11 protein-coding genes and 2 pseudogenes are annotated in these 13,905 nt (G+C 74.1%); 9 read left to right on the top strand and 4 right to left on the bottom strand.

All coding sequences use genetic code 11. The annotated features are described in order from the left end of the window. The first annotated feature begins 183 nt into the window (after window positions 1–183). The 3 genes and pseudogenes from BX285_RS24745 to BX285_RS24735 all read left to right on the top strand — a co-directional run bounded on the left by BX285_RS24745 (window position 184) and on the right by BX285_RS24735 (window position 3,539). Window positions 184–1,460: pseudogene (locus BX285_RS24745) on the top strand (DUF692 domain-containing protein). Between the two features lie 94 nt (window positions 1,461–1,554). Further along, window positions 1,555–2,652 carry a TIGR04222 domain-containing membrane protein gene (locus BX285_RS24740; RefSeq protein ID WP_121178140.1) on the top strand — a complete coding sequence of 366 codons (1,098 nt, stop codon included), beginning with the start codon at window positions 1,555–1,557 and terminating at the stop codon, window positions 2,650–2,652. Between the two features lie 104 nt (window positions 2,653–2,756). Next, a complete protein-coding gene (locus BX285_RS24735) occupies window positions 2,757–3,539 on the top strand; it encodes a TIGR04222 domain-containing membrane protein (protein WP_097235878.1) in 783 nt (260 codons plus the stop codon). 109 nt (window positions 3,540–3,648) lie between these two features. On the opposite strand, the gene hemQ is transcribed toward BX285_RS24735, so the two are convergent. From hemQ to BX285_RS24720, 3 genes and pseudogenes are all read right to left on the bottom strand, one after another. Continuing rightward, on the bottom strand, window positions 3,649–4,374 hold the full coding sequence (gene hemQ, locus BX285_RS24730) for a hydrogen peroxide-dependent heme synthase (protein WP_097235879.1): 726 nt from the start codon (window positions 4,372–4,374) through the stop codon (window positions 3,649–3,651). Then, window positions 4,371–5,801 carry a protoporphyrinogen oxidase gene (gene hemG / locus BX285_RS24725; RefSeq protein ID WP_121178137.1) on the bottom strand — a complete coding sequence of 477 codons (1,431 nt, stop codon included), beginning with the start codon at window positions 5,799–5,801 and terminating at the stop codon, window positions 4,371–4,373. The genes hemQ and hemG overlap by 4 nt, the downstream gene beginning before the upstream one ends. Window positions 5,802–5,835: 34 nt before the next feature. Further along, a pseudogene (locus BX285_RS24720) lies at window positions 5,836–6,358 on the bottom strand (Uma2 family endonuclease). Window positions 6,359–6,414: 56 nt separating this feature from the next. Between BX285_RS24720 and BX285_RS24715 the strand changes: the two are divergent. Next, complete coding sequence (locus BX285_RS24715) at window positions 6,415–6,855, top strand: DUF523 domain-containing protein (protein ID WP_097235880.1); 441 nt, start codon at window positions 6,415–6,417, stop codon at window positions 6,853–6,855. A 119-nt stretch (window positions 6,856–6,974) separates the two neighbouring features. Then, entirely contained in the window at window positions 6,975–7,910 is a 936-nt protein-coding gene (locus tag BX285_RS24710) for a DUF4349 domain-containing protein (RefSeq protein WP_121178135.1), read from the top strand. Window positions 7,911–7,964: 54 nt separating this feature from the next. Here BX285_RS24710 and hemE read toward each other — a convergent pair whose 3' ends face one another. Continuing rightward, the gene (gene hemE, locus BX285_RS24705; protein ID WP_121178132.1) at window positions 7,965–9,068 is read right to left on the bottom strand and encodes a uroporphyrinogen decarboxylase; all 1,104 of its coding nucleotides are present in this window, start codon (window positions 9,066–9,068) and stop codon (window positions 7,965–7,967) included. A gap of 146 nt (window positions 9,069–9,214) precedes the next feature. Here hemE and BX285_RS24700 point away from each other — a divergent pair, with 146 nt between their 5' ends. The 4 genes from BX285_RS24700 to BX285_RS24685 all read left to right on the top strand — a co-directional run bounded on the left by BX285_RS24700 (window position 9,215) and on the right by BX285_RS24685 (window position 13,903). Continuing rightward, window positions 9,215–9,877 carry a DUF3000 domain-containing protein gene (locus BX285_RS24700; protein ID WP_097235883.1) on the top strand — a complete coding sequence of 221 codons (663 nt, stop codon included), beginning with the start codon at window positions 9,215–9,217 and terminating at the stop codon, window positions 9,875–9,877. A 320-nt stretch (window positions 9,878–10,197) separates the two neighbouring features. Further along, entirely contained in the window at window positions 10,198–10,914 is a 717-nt protein-coding gene (locus tag BX285_RS24695; protein WP_030056011.1) for a response regulator transcription factor, read from the top strand. A 265-nt stretch (window positions 10,915–11,179) separates the two neighbouring features. Continuing rightward, window positions 11,180–12,433 (top strand): ribonuclease D, encoded by a 1,254-nt coding sequence (locus BX285_RS24690; protein WP_097235884.1) that lies wholly within the window; start codon window positions 11,180–11,182, stop codon window positions 12,431–12,433. A 252-nt stretch (window positions 12,434–12,685) separates the two neighbouring features. Further along, window positions 12,686–13,903, top strand: a complete 1,218-nt coding sequence (locus BX285_RS24685) for an acetyl-CoA C-acyltransferase (protein WP_097235885.1) — start codon at window positions 12,686–12,688, stop codon at window positions 13,901–13,903. The last annotated feature ends 2 nt before the right edge of the window (window positions 13,904–13,905 follow it).

The following is a 13,905-nucleotide window of genomic DNA, read 5'->3' as shown; positions in this document are numbered from 1 at the left end:
ATCGGGACCAAAGTCCCTCACCCCCACCGCGGCAAGCTCAAATAATGCTCTGAGAAGACCGGGCGGGGCTTGGCAGCCACCCCAGCCGGGGACATCCTCAGCAACACGGCCGCGCGGTCCTGGCGACGACGCCCGCACCGCCCGACGGCCCTTCCCACCTGGCCCTCCGAAGGGGGCGCACCGATGACTTCCCCTGCTCTGGACCTGTCCGTCCGGGCCGCCGGCGGCCCCGCCCGCCTGGGCGTCGGCCTCGGCTGGCGCAGCGAGATCGACACCGTGGTCGAACGCCAACCCGGCCTGGACTGGGTCGAGGTGGTCGCCGAGAACATCTGCGCCGACCACCTGCCCGACTCCCTGACCGCACTGCGCGGACGCGGCGTCACCGTCGTCCCGCACGGCGTCGGCCTCGGCCTCGGCGGCGCCGACCTGCCCGACCCCGGCCGCCTCGGCCGGCTCGCCGACACCGCGCTGGCGCTCGGCTCCCCGCTGGTCACCGAGCACCTGGCCTTCGTCCGGGCCGGCGGCCTGGAGGCCGGGCACCTGCTGCCCGTCCCCCGCACCCGCGACTCGCTGCGGGTGATCGCCGAGAACGTCCGGATCGCCCAGGACCAGCTCCCGGTGCCGCTCGCCCTGGAGAACATCGCCGCCCAACTCGCCTGGCCGGACGACGAGTTCACCGAGGGCCAGTTCCTCGCCGAGCTGGTCGACCGGACCGGCGTCCGGCTGCTGATCGACGTCGCCAACCTGCACACCAACCGGGTCAACCTCGGCGTCGACCCGGCCGCCGAACTCGACCGCCTGCCACTGGAAGCGCTCGCCTACGTGCACGTCGCCGGCGGCACCCTGGTCGACGGCGTCTGGCACGACACGCACGCCCACCCCGTCACCGCACCGGTGCTGGAAGTGCTGGCCGAGCTGTGCGCACGGGTCGCACCGCCCGGCGTCCTGCTGGAGCGGGACGCGAACTTCCCGCCGCCCAGCGAGCTGGCCGGTGAACTGGACGCCATCCGCCGGGTGCTGGAGGGGAGCACCCGGTGATGACGGACCCGGAAAGCACGTCCGCGACCGAAGCCGCCCGGGCCCGCCTGGCCCGGCGGCAGGAGGAGCTGCTGGCCGCCCTGGTGGCCGGCGGGCCCGTCCCGCCCGGCTTCGACCCGGCCCGGGTCCGTGCCCAGTCCACCGGCCTCGCCGCCAAACGGCGCGACACCACCGCGAAGGTGGCCCCGGACCTGCCCCGCCTGCTCGGCGCGCAGTACGGGCCGCTCTTCCTCGACTACGCCCGCACCCACCCGCAGACCGGCGGCTACCGCGCCGACGCCCGGTCCTTCGCCGCGTGGGCGCTCACCGACGGCGGCCCGCCGGCCGCCGACCACCGCCGGGCCCTGGACCAGTGGCTCCACCCGGCACCCGTACGGCCGCCCGGCCCGCTCGCCCGCCTGCGCCGGGCCCTGCGCGGCTAGCGACGGCTCGACGGCTCGACGGCCGTACCGCCTCACCGCCCGCCGGGCCCCGCCCGGCCGGCGACCCATCGTCATCACCTCGGGGGAACCGCCCATGTGGCACAACAGCTTCTTCTTCATCCCGGCCGTCCTGCTGGCGGCCGCCGCCCTCTACGCCGCGCAGAGCCGCCAGCGGATCGGCCACGTCCGGTACGCCAAGGGCCTGCCCGGCCGCGGCCTGCCGCTGCTCGACGCCGCCTTCCTGGCCGGCGGGCCGAGCCGGGTGGTCGACACCGCCCTGGTCCGGATGCACCTGGGCGAGAAGGCCGTGATCAGCCGCTCCGGCCTGGTCACACTCACCGGCGGCAAGCCGTACGACGCGGTCGAGCAGGCGATCCACGAGGCCGTCGGCCCCGGCGGGAGCCGCGAACTCGCCCCGCTGCGCCGCATGGTGATGCGCTCCGCCGCCGTCCAGGAGATCGGCGACCGGCTCGCCGACCGCGGCCTGCTGCGCCGCCCCGAGCGGCTGCACCGGGCCCGGAATGCCCGCCGACTGCTCTGGCTCGCACTGCTCGTGGTCGTGGCCTTCACCGTCGCCGCCGTACTGCTCGACGACGGCGCCTACGGCCACGACCGGCCCAACCTCGGGATCCCGCTCTTCCTGCTGGTCGGCGGCGTCTTCGCACTGCTCGCCACCCGGCCCGTCAAGGGCCGGATCACCCCGGCCGGCCGGCGTCAGCTGGCCCTGATGGACGGCTCGCCGTGGACGCCGCACTCCGGCGTGTCGCCCCAGCTGGCCGGCGGCGCACTGCTGGGCGCGCTCGCCCTCGGCGGGCTGGCCGCCGCCGGACTGGACAACCCGGAGCTGGAGGCCACGATGCTGGCCGCGGAGGCCGAGGAGGAGGCGGTGCGGCAGGCCGCCGGCGCCTCCTCGTTCCTCTCCTCGTCCTCGTCGTCGTCCTCCGGCTCGTCCTCGACCTCCAGCTGCGCGACCTCGACCTGCTCCTCCTCGCCCGCCTCCTGGTGCGGCTCCTCCGACTCCGGGTCCTCCGGCTGCGGCGGGAGCAGCGGCTGCGGCTCGTCCTCCAGCAGCTGCGGCTCCTCGTCCTCCAGCTGCGGCTCGTCCTCCAGCAGCTGCGGTTCGTCCTCTTCCAGCTGCAGCTCCTCGTCCTCCAGCTGCGGCTCCAGCTGCGGGTCGAGCTGCGGCTCCTGACGCCCACCCCGCGAAGGGTTCACCCCCACGGCTGACGTCACAGTTCGGTATCGCGGACCGGGAAGGCGTTCCCCGCGCCATCGGGCCAGGCATACAACAAGGTCATGTGGTTGCTCTTCCTGATACCGGCCTGTGTCGTGGCGGTGCTCTCCTGCCTCCGGCTGGTCCGGATGACCGCCACCGCCGACGCCCTGGCCGACCAGGACGGGCTGCGCCCGCCCGAGGCGGTCGGCATCGGGCTGTACGAGACGGCCTACCTGGCCGGCGGCCCGGACCGGGTGGTCGAGCTGGCCCTGGTCCTGATGGCCGGCCGGGGCCGGCTGCACCTGGCACACACCGGCTGGACCACCGTGGTCGACCCCAAGGGCCGCAGCCGCCTGGAACGGGCGGTCATCACCACCGTCGGCCCCGAGGGCCAGTGCCGCACCGACGAGTTGCGCCGGGCGATGGCCGAGCACCCCACCGTGCTGGAGATCGGCGCCCGGCTCGCCCTGGCCGGCCTGGCCACCCCGGCCCTGGTGCAGCGCAACACCGTCGTGGTGGTCCGGCAGGTCCGGCACGCGCTGCTGCTGTCGCTGCTCCTGCTGGCCGCCTCACTGGCCGTCAGCGGCTTCACCGGGGGTGACACCCTCTCCCCGCTCGCCTGGTTCTCGCTGCCGCTGGTGCTCACCTCCGGCACCCTGCTGATGGCCCGGGTCGACGTCTACCCCTACACCCGCTGGGCCTCCCCGATCGGCCAGGAGGTACTGCGCGGGGTGCGCCCGGCCCGCCAGCGCGGCCTCGCCGACGACGAGGAGCGCGAACTGCTCACCGCCGTCGCCATGAACGGCCCCGCCGTCCTCCCCGACGCCCGCCTGCGCGCCGCCCTGCGCCCGCACCGCGGCTGACCGCACCGCGGCCGAGCCGGGAGGAGCGGTCGCAGCAACGCCGGAGGCCGGCCCCCCGTACCCGGGGAACCGGCCTCCGAAGCTCGCGCGGTCGTTCGGACCAGGCCGTTCAGACCAGGCCGTTCAGCAGCTCGCCGACCGGCTTGCGGCGGCCGGTGAAGAACGGCACCTCCTCGCGGACGTGCAGCCGGGCCCGGGACGGGCGCAGGTCGCGCATCAGGTCGACGATCCGGTGCAGCTCGTCCGCCTCGAAGGCGAGCAGCCACTCGTAGTCGCCGAGCGCGAACGAGGCCACCGTGTTGGCCCGCACGTCCGGGTAGCCGCGCGCCATCATGCCGTGCTCGGCGAGCATCGCGCGCCGCTCCTCGTCCGGCAGCAGGTACCACTCGTAGGAGCGCACGAACGGGTAGACGCAGACGTAGTCGCGCGCGCGCTCGTCGGCGAGGAAGGCCGGGATGTGCGACTTGTTGAACTCGGCCGGGCGGTGCAGCGCCATGTTCGACCAGACCGGCTCCAGCTGGCGGCCCAGGCCGGTGCGGCGGAAGCGGTTGTACGCCTCCTGCAGGTCGTCCGAGTCACCGGCGTGCCACCAGACCAGGATGTCGGCGTCCGCGCGCAGACCGGAGACGTCGTACGTGCCGCGAACGGTCACGTCCTTCTCGGCCAGCTGCTCGAACAGCGCGTCCACCTCGGCGGCCAGGCCGGCACGGTCCTCGGGCAGGGCGCCCTTGAGCTTGAACACCGACCACATGGTGTAGCGGATGACCTGGTTCAGGTCGCGTGCCTTCTTCTTCTCGGGCTGCTGCTCCGGCTGCCGCTCAACGGTCTCAGTCATGCGCCCATTGTCCTCTCCGTGGAACCGTCCCCGGTCGCCGGGGTCAACAGTCTGTCGACGGCGGCCACCGCTGCGGCCGCCGAAGCGATGCACGCCGGGATGCCCACCCCGTCGTACGCGGCGCCGCACAGCGCCAGCGCGCCCACCCGCTCGGCCGCCGCCCGCACCCGGGCCACCCGGCCCGGGTGGCCCACCGGGTACTGCGGGAGGCCGGCCGCGAACCGCGACACGAAGGTGTCGTACGGCCGGGCGGTCAGCCCGATCGCCTCCTCCAGGTCCGCCAGCGAGCGGGCCACCAGCTCCTCGTCCGGCAGGCCCAGCGCCTCGTCCTCGCGGTGCCGGCCCAGCGAGGTGCGCAGCAGGAACGCGTCCGGCGCGGAGCGCTCCAGCCAGCCCCACTTGTTGGAGGAGAAGGTCGACGCCTTGATCCGCCTCCCGTCCACCGGCGGCACCAGGAACCCGCTGCCGGTGGGGAGTTCGGCCAGGTCGGAGCGTCGGAACGCGAGCGTCACCAGCGCCATGCCCGCGTACTCGACGGCGTCCAGCTCGGTGGCGGCCGCCGGGGCGTCCTCGCGCAGCAGCCGGGCCGCGGCCGGGGCCGGCACGGCCAGCACCACGGCGTCCGCGTGCAGCACCTCGCCGCCGGTCACCACCCGCCAGCCGCCGGGGGTTCGGCGCAGCTCGTCCACCGGAGCGTCCGTGCGCAGGTCCACGCCCGCCTTGACGCAGGCCGCCGCGACCGCCTCCGGCAGGGTGCCGAGGCCGCCCCGCAGGCCGTTGAACACCGGGGTGCCGACCACCTGCGGGCGCGAGGCCAGCTCGTGCACGCCCTCGACCAGCGAACCGCCGCCCCGGGCGACCGCCAGCAGCTGCGGAACGGCGGCCCGCAGCGAGATCTCGTCGGCGCGCCCGGCGTAGACGCCGCCCAGCAGCGGCTCGACCAGCCGGTCCACCACCTCCCGGCCCAGCCGGTCGGCGACGTAACGGCCGATCGCGACGTCCTCCCCCACCTCGGTGGGCTCCTCGTGCCGGGCCCGCTCCAGCCCCTCGGCGGTGAGCACCCCGGAGGCCTCCAGCGCCGCCAGGTCCCCCGGCACGCCCATCACCTGCCCGCCCGGCAGCGGCCGCAGCGCCCCGCGGGTCCAGATCGCGGCCTTCGCGGTGGTCGGCGGCTCCAGCTCCCCGCCCAGCCCGACCGCCCGCGCCAGCTCCACCGCCTCCGGCCGCCGGGCCAGCACCGACTCGGCCCCGAGGTCCACCCGGACCCCGCCGACCTCGCCGCCCCACAGCTTCCCGCCGACCCGCCCGGACGCCTCCAGCAACGTCACCCGGGCCCGCGCCGCCCCCCCGGCCGCCCCACTCAGGAAGGCGGCCGCAGCCAGCCCCGCGATCCCACCACCGACGACGACGACCTGTGCATCCGACATGCCTCGCAGTCTCGCAGGTCTTTATCCGAAGGCCTCAATCCGCTGCACGCCCGCTGTCGGGCCCCAGCCCGACCAGGTCGATCTCGATCGGGAAAGGCACCGGGCGTACGAGCTGTCCCCGGAAAATCCCGGCGGAGACGTAGGAGGAAGTCGCCGGCTCCAGCTCGAAGACGTGCACGACCGGAAGACCGCCCTCCTCCTCGACGATCCAGTAGTGCGAAATACCTGCCTCGGCGTACTTGCGAAACTTGACCGTGCGGTCGCGGTGCGCGGACTCAGGGGAGACCACCTCGACGACGAGGGCCACCTCTTCGGGGGTGAACTGGGTGCGATCCGGCTCGAACTCGGCCCTGACGACGAGCACGTCCGGCTCGGGGCGGTTCCGCTTGTCGAGCTTGATCGACATCTCCCTGCCGACCCGGTGCCCCTTCGGCGCCTGGCGGCGCAGCGCGTAGACGAGGTCCGTGACGACGCGGTGCCTGCGGCAGATGGTCGAGGTCGTCGGCAAACCAGCCTTCGTCTCTGGGCGAGTACATCCAGTCCGGCAGCTCGCTCATGAGTCCCAAGGTAGCGAGTTTCGGGGCACCATGAGCCTCTGCTTAGCCTGTGTGCCATGGAACCGATCATGGTGAGTGCGTGTCTGGCCGGGATTCCCTGTCGGTACGACGGGCGGGCGAAGACCTCCGACGACGCCGTGCGGCTGGTCGAGGAGGGGCGGGCCGTGGTGGTGTGCCCGGAGGGGGCGGGCGGGTTGCCGACGCCGCGGCCGCCGGCCGAGATCGTGGGCGGGGACGGCGCGGACGTGCTGGACGGCCGGGCGCGGGTGGTGGACGCGACCGGGGCGGACTGCACCGCGGAGTTCCTGGCCGGCGCCCGGGCGGCCCTCGCCGCCGCCGAGACCGCGGGCGCGCGCCGGGCGGTGCTGATGGCCCGCAGCCCGTCCTGCGGCTGCGGGCAGGTGTACGACGGAACGTTCACGGGTGAGCTGCGCCCGGGCGACGGCGTGACGGCCGCGCTGCTGCGCCGGGCCGGGATCGAGGTCACCGCCGGGTAGGGCACGCGTGTCCGGCCCGCCGCCGACTCGTGATCGACCCGGAATCTCCGGGATGGGTCCGTTCGGCCGGCCCTCTCGTCCAATGGGGAGAACTGTCAACGGACTTGGGGAGGGGCCCGATGAGGGGTGGACGAACGAGAGCCGGCGCACTGGGGGCGGTGGTGGCCGCGGCCGTGCTGCTGGTGGGGGGCTGCAGCGCGGCCGGCGGCGGGGGCAGTAGCGCGGGCGCGGCCAAGAACGACGCGGTGGCGGCCCCGGCCGAACCGGGCGGCGCGGCGGCCCAGCCCTCCGGCGGCCCGGCGGCGGCCGGGGTCACCCCGGTCGCCGACAGCCGGCTGATCGCGTACACCGCACAGCTCACCCTGCGCTCCCGGGACGTCCCCCAAGTGTTCGCCAAGGCCCGGGAGTTGGCGACGGCATCGGGTGGCTACGTCGGTGCCGAGTCGGTCTACGGCGGCCCCGGGAGCGAGTCCGGGCAGCTGACGCTCAAAGTCCCGTCCGCCGGGTACCAGCAGACCCTGGACCGGCTCGCCGCCCTGGGCGAGGTGCTGTCCCGCAAGAGCCAGGCGGACGACCTGACCCAGCAGGTCGCTGACGTGGCGAGCCGGGTGCAGACCCAGCAGGCGAGCGTGGACCGGGTGCGGGCGCTGATGGCGCAGGCCGCGTCGTTGAGCGAGATCACCTCGCTGGAGGCGGAGTTGAGCCGCCGCGAGGCCGACCTGGAGTCGCTGCAGAAACAGCAGAAGGAGCTGTCCGCCAGGACCTCCTACTCCACCGTCACCCTGGAGGTCCAGCACGAGGCCGCGACGCCGTCGGCGACCCCGGCGCCCGGGGAAAGGAACCAGGGCTTCGGCGACTCGGTCGGCTCGGCGCTCGGCGGCGGCTGGCACGTCCTGGTGACGATCGTCCGCGCGCTGGCCGTGGCCCTCGCCGCGGCGGCGCCCTTCCTCCTGCTGCTGGGCGTGCCGGCGGCCCTGGCGTACCGCTACCGGAGGCGTCGCCGCCCGGCCGCGGTCCGGGCCGAGCCCGAGCAGGCCGGCGACGCCGAGGACTGACCGCGACGGTGGCGGGCCCGCCGTTGACCGGAGGGCCCGCCGCCGCGGGGGGCGTCAGCGCGCGCTGGCCTCGTGGACGAAGGCGACGAGGCGGCTGAGCGCGTCCGGGTCCATGGACGGCATCACGCCGTGGCCGAGGTTGAAGATGTGCCCGCTGCCGCCGAGCACCCGGGCGGCGTCCAGCACCTCGAGGGCCTTGGCCTCGACGACCTCGGTGGGGGCGAACAGCACCGCGGGGTCGAGGTTGCCCTGCAGGCCCTTGCCCGGGCCGACCCGCTCGGCGGCCACGTCCAGCGGCACCCGCCAGTCGACGCCGACGATGTCCGCGCCGGCCTGGCCCATCAGGCCGAGCAGTTCGCCGGTGCCGACGCCGAAGTGGATCCGCGGCACGCCGTAGCCGGCGACGGCGTCGAAGACCTTGGTGCTGGCCGGCATCACGGAGCGGCGGTAGTCCGCCGGCGCGAGCGAACCGACCCAGGAGTCGAACAGCTGGACCGCCGAGGCGCCGGCCTCGATCTGGACCTTGAGGAAGGCCGAGGTGATGTCCGCGAGCCGGTCCACCAGGGCGGCCCACAGCTCGGGCTGCCCGTACATCATGGCCTTGGTGTTCTCGTGGTTCTTGGACGGACCGCCCTCGACCAGGTAGCTGGCCAGCGTGTAGGGCGCGCCGGCGAAGCCGATCAGCGGGGTCTCGCCGAGCTCGTCCACCAGCAGGCCGACGGCCTCGGTGATGTAGGGGACGTCGTCCGGCTCCAGCGGACGCAGCCGCTTGAGGTCCTCGAAGGTGCGGATCGGGTCGGCGATGACCGGGCCGATGCCGGCCTTGATGTCGACGTCGATGCCGACCGCCTTGAGCGGGACGACGATGTCGCTGAAGAAGATCGCGGCGTCCACCTTGTGCCGGCGCACCGGCTGGAGCGTGATCTCCTTGACCAGCTCGGGCCGCATGCAGGAATCCAGCATGGGGATGCCCTCGCGGATCTTCAGGTACTCGGGCAGCGAGCGGCCCGCCTGGCGCATGAACCACACGGGGGTGTGCGGTACCGGCTCCTGCCGGCAGGCGCGCAGGAACGCGGAGTCGTACGCGGCGCCGCGGCGCGCGGGGGTGGTCGGGCCGTCGTGGGTGGCCGCCGTCGTGTCTGCCGTTGTCTCGCTCACGCCTCAAATCTTCGCATGTGCCCCCGGGCCGCTTTTCCGGCCGGTCTCGTGGGTTCCTCCAAGATCTGCCCGGGTTTGCCGTTCCGGCACGCCGCTGGGAGAGAAGTTGCGGCGATAACCCGGGTTTTCGACCTAGTCTTCGGGTCATGGCAGCGGTCGGAGGGCACCCCGCGCAGGGTGGCGGAGCAGGTGGCGGAACGGGTCACGAGGGGGCGCCGAACGAGTTCCGGGCCGCCGTGGCGGCCCTGGACGGGGCCCGGCTGCGGCCCGAGGTGCAGCTCTCCCCCGCACCGGCGCCGCGCCGGCTCGCTCCGTACGCGTTCGCGGTGACCGCCGCGGTGGAGGTGGACGGCGAGGAGCTGGCGGACGGCCGGCTGGTGCTGCTGTACGACCCGGCCGGCCAGGAGGCCTGGAACGGGGAGTTCCGGGTGGTCACGATGACCCGGGCCGAGCTGGAGCCGGAGATGGCCGGCGACCCGATGCTCTGCGAGGTCGGCTGGGCCTGGCTGCTGGACGCGCTGCAGACGCACGGCGCCGGGTACGCGGAGCCCTCCGGCACGGTGACCCGGTGCGCCTCCCAGTACTTCGGCGGCCTGGCGGACCGCCCGACCTCGAACGAGATCGAGATCCGGGCCTCCTGGACGCCGGCCGACGGCCGCTTCGAGCGGCACCTGGCAGCCTGGGCGGACCTGCTCTGCATCGGCGCCGGCCTGCCGCCGGCCACTCCGGCCCCGCAGGGGCCCGCCGAGGTGCCGTCACTCGGTGGAGTGGTCCCGATGCCCGCACGGCGACGCCCCCGGTCGCACTGACGAGTGGCGTCCGGGCCCGACGGCACCGGACGGCCGGACGCCACCCCCAGGGCTGACGGAGTGTGACTTCGGACCAGCTCCGCGTCAATTAACCGGTCGATACCGACCGATTGGTGTCGGATCTGATCGATTTTGTGCGAATACCAGGCATGTCGCATCAATCATTTGCGCGATTTGTCCGTATTGTTACTCACTAGATCGTGATCTTTCGCTAAAGCCGGGCACGGTTGCTGCCGAAGCAGACTGTGACCCTTTCCGAACGCGGAACACTCCGACCGCCCCCATCGGGGTTCCGTCCGCCACTCCCCGCAGGAGGCCTGGTGTCGGTCCTTCTTGAGCACCCCGCAAACGTGGTCGCCTACCGCCCGACCAAGCCCACCGCCATGGTGGTCATCGCCGATCCCCGCGTCCGAAACACCGTCACCCGTCACCTGTGGGCGCTCGGCGTCCGGGACGTGATCGAGGTGTCCTCGATCGCCGAGGCCCGTCCCCGGGTCTCCACCCCGCGCGACATCTGCGTCGCCGACGTGCACCTGCCGGACGGCTCCGGGCTCACCATCCTCGCCGAGACCCGCGCCGCGGGCTGGCCCAACGGCCTGGCCCTGTCCGCCGCCGACGACATCGGCGCGGTCCGCAGCGCGCTGGCCGGCGGCGTCAAGGGCTACGTGGTCACCGGCACCCGCACGAACGTGGCGATGCCGGGCCGCCCGGGCCTGCCGATCGGCGCCGGCGGACTGGCCGGGCGGATGCGCCGCCCCGGGATGCCGGGCATGCCGGGCGCCGCCGGCGCACCGGGCGCCCCCGGTGCCCCCGGTGCGCAGGGCCCGCAGCCGACCGCCTACCGCGAGCTGTCCGGCCGCGAGGTCGAGGTGCTGCGGCTGGTCGCCGAAGGGCAGTCGAACAAGGCGATCGGCGTGGCGATGGGACTGTCGGCGCTCACCGTGAAGAGCCACCTCGCCCGGATCGCCCGCAAGCTGGGCACCGGCGACCGTGCCGGGATGGTCGCCGTCGCACTGCGCACCGGAATCATCCACTGAGCCGAGCGCTCCGGACCGCCGCGGCGGCCGAGGAGGAACGTTTCCTCCTCGGCCGCCGCCCGCCGTCCGGGCCCCGGCAGCAAGCGGGCGATCCCGCCCCGAGCCGAAGGGGCGCGCCGGTGCCGAAAGGAAGGAGGGAGGGAGCGGAGCGAGGGAGCGACGACCGTCGGCGCCGGGTCAGAGCGCCCCGGAGGCGAGCGGGCGATTGACTGTCTGACCAGTCCGACAACACTCCCGGCCGCGAGGACCGTCGTACCCTTGGTGGGTGACCGACGCCGTAGCAGCCATCCCAGAAGAAGCAGCCCCGGTCCCGCTCCTTGAGCCGAAGGAGGGGATCCCGCCCGTCGTGGCGGACGAGCAGGCGCTGGCCGCGACGATCGCCGCCTTCGCCGCGGGCACCGGACCGGTCGCCGTCGACGCCGAGCGGGCCTCCGGCTACCGCTACGGGCAGCGCGCCTACCTGATCCAGCTGCGCCGCGCCGGCTCCGGCTCCGCTCTGATCGACCCGATCGCCTGCCCCGACCTGAGCGCTCTCGGCGCCGCCCTCCAGGACGCCGAATGGGTGGTGCACGCAGCCACCCAGGACCTGCCCTGCCTGGCCGAGGTCGGCATGAGACCCCGACGGCTGTTCGACACCGAGCTGGCCGGGCGGATCGCCGGCTTCGCCCGGGTCGGCCTCGGGCCGATGACCGAGAACGTGCTCGGGCTGAGTCTGGCGAAGGAGCACTCGGCGGTCGACTGGTCCACCCGCCCGCTGCCCGAGCCCTGGCTGCGCTACGCCGCTCTGGACGTCGAGGTGCTGGTCGAGCTGCGCGACGCACTCGAACAGGAGCTGGACGCCCAGGGCAAGCTCGACTGGGCCCTGGAGGAGTTCGCCGCGATCGCGGCCGCGCCCCGGCCGGCCCCGCGCACCGACCCGTGGCGGCGTACCTCGCAGCTGCACAAGGTCCGTCGGCGCCGTCAGCTGGCCGTGGTGCGCGAGCTGTGGCTGGCCCGGGACCGGATGGCGCAGGAGCGCGACGTCTCCCCCGGCCGGGTGCTCTCGGACGCCGCGATCGTCAACGCCGCCCTGGCCATGCCGCTGAACACCGCCGCCCTGCAGGCCGTCCAGGGCTTCGGCCCGCGGGTGCACCGGCGCCAGTTGGAGCAGTGGCTGGCGGCCGTGCAGCGCGGCCGGGAGATCCCGGAGAACCAGCTGCCGCCGGCCGCCGCGCCGCACGACGGGCCGCCCCCGCCCCGGGCCTGGGCCGAGAAGGACCCGGTGGCCGCCGCCCGGCTCTCCGGTGCGCGCAGCGCGGTCAGCGAGCTGGCGGAGCGGCACCACCTGCCGGCCGAGAACCTGATCACCCCGGACCTGGTCCGGCGGGTGTCCTGGGAGCCGCCGGCGGACCGGAGCGCCGAAGGCGTGGCCGCCGCGCTGCGCCGGCTCGGCGCCCGGCAGTGGCAGGTGGACCTGGTGGCGCCGGTGCTGGCCGCCGCGTTCGCTGCGGCCGCGACCGCGGCCGCGAACCAGGACTGATGCCAGGCTGACCGGGACCGAACCCGGCAGGGCCTCCGAAGGGGATGCCGTCCGTGCGGACGGCATCCCCTTCGTCGTCCCGGAGGAGCGTTCCTGGTCGGACGTGGCGCGGGACACACGGGGGGAACCCTCCGAGGGGCCTGGGCAGGTTGGTTACCGACCGGTAGCATGACGGTGAAGCGGCGCCGCTCGGGTCTTCGACGGCGGCAGCCTGCCCACCTCGAAATGTTGGTCCCTGGGAGGAGAGCCCCCGTGCCTCGTACCGCGAGGGACGTCGTCTTCGTCGATGGCGTCCGCACCCCGTTCGGCAAGGCCGGCCCGAAGGGCATCTACCACGAGACGCGCGCCGACGACCTCGTCGTCAAGTGCATCCGGGAGCTCGTGCGCCGTAACCCGAACCTGCCCGTCGAGCGCATCGACGAGGTCGCCGTCGCGGCCACCACGCAGATCGGCGACCAGGGTCTGACCATCGGGCGCACCGCCGCTCTGCTGGCCGGCCTGCCGAAGTCCGTGCCCGGCTACGCGATCGACCGCATGTGCGCCGGCGCGCTGACCGCCGTGACCACCACCGCCGGCGGCATCGCCTTCGGCGCCTACGACATCGTCGTGGCCGGTGGCGTCGAGCACATGGGCCGTCACCCCATGGGCGAGGGCGTCGACCCGAACCCGCGCTTCGTCTCCGAGAAGCTGGTCGACGAGTCCGCCCTGTTCATGGGCATGACCGCGGAGAACCTGCACGACCGGTTCCCGCACATCACCAAGGAGCGCTGCGACGCCTACGCCGTGCGCTCCCAGGAGAAGGCCGCCAAGGCGTACGCCAACGGCGACATCCAGCCCGACCTGGTGCCGATCTCGATCCGCAACACCAACCCCGAGGTCGGCGAGACCGGCTGGGGCCTGGCCACCGTGGACGAGCCGCTGCGCCCGGGCACCACGATGGAGAGCCTGGCGGGTCTGAAGACCCCGTTCCGTCCGCACGGCAACATCACCGCGGGCAACTCGGCCGGTCTGAACGACGGTGCCACCGCCTCGCTGCTGGCCGCCGAGGACGTCGCCGAGGAGCTCGGCCTCCCGGTCAAGATGCGCCTGGTCTCCTACGCCTTCGCCGGCGTCGAGCCCGAGGTCATGGGCATCGGCCCGGTCCCGGCCACCGAGAAGGCGCTGGCCAAGGCCGGCCTGACCATCGACGACATCGGTGCCTTCGAGGTCAACGAGGCCTTCGCCGTCCAGGTGCTGGCCTTCCTCGACCACTACGGCATCGCGGACGACGACGAGCGGGTCAACCCGTACGGCGGCGCGATCGCCTTCGGCCACCCGCTGGCCTCCTCCGGCGTGCGCCTGATGAACCAGCTGGCCCGCCGCTTCGAGCAGCGCCCGGACGTCCGCTACGGCCTCACCACGATGTGCATCGGCTTCGGCATGGGCGGCACCATCGTCTGGGAGAACCCGCACTTCGAGGGTGGTAAGTGAGC

The organism is Streptomyces sp. 1114.5 (genome assembly GCF_003635085.1).
Taxonomy (GTDB): domain Bacteria; phylum Actinomycetota; class Actinomycetes; order Streptomycetales; family Streptomycetaceae; genus Kitasatospora.
The sequence above is the reverse complement of the archived record's forward strand: the minus strand, read 5'-3'. Positions and strand labels throughout refer to the sequence as shown.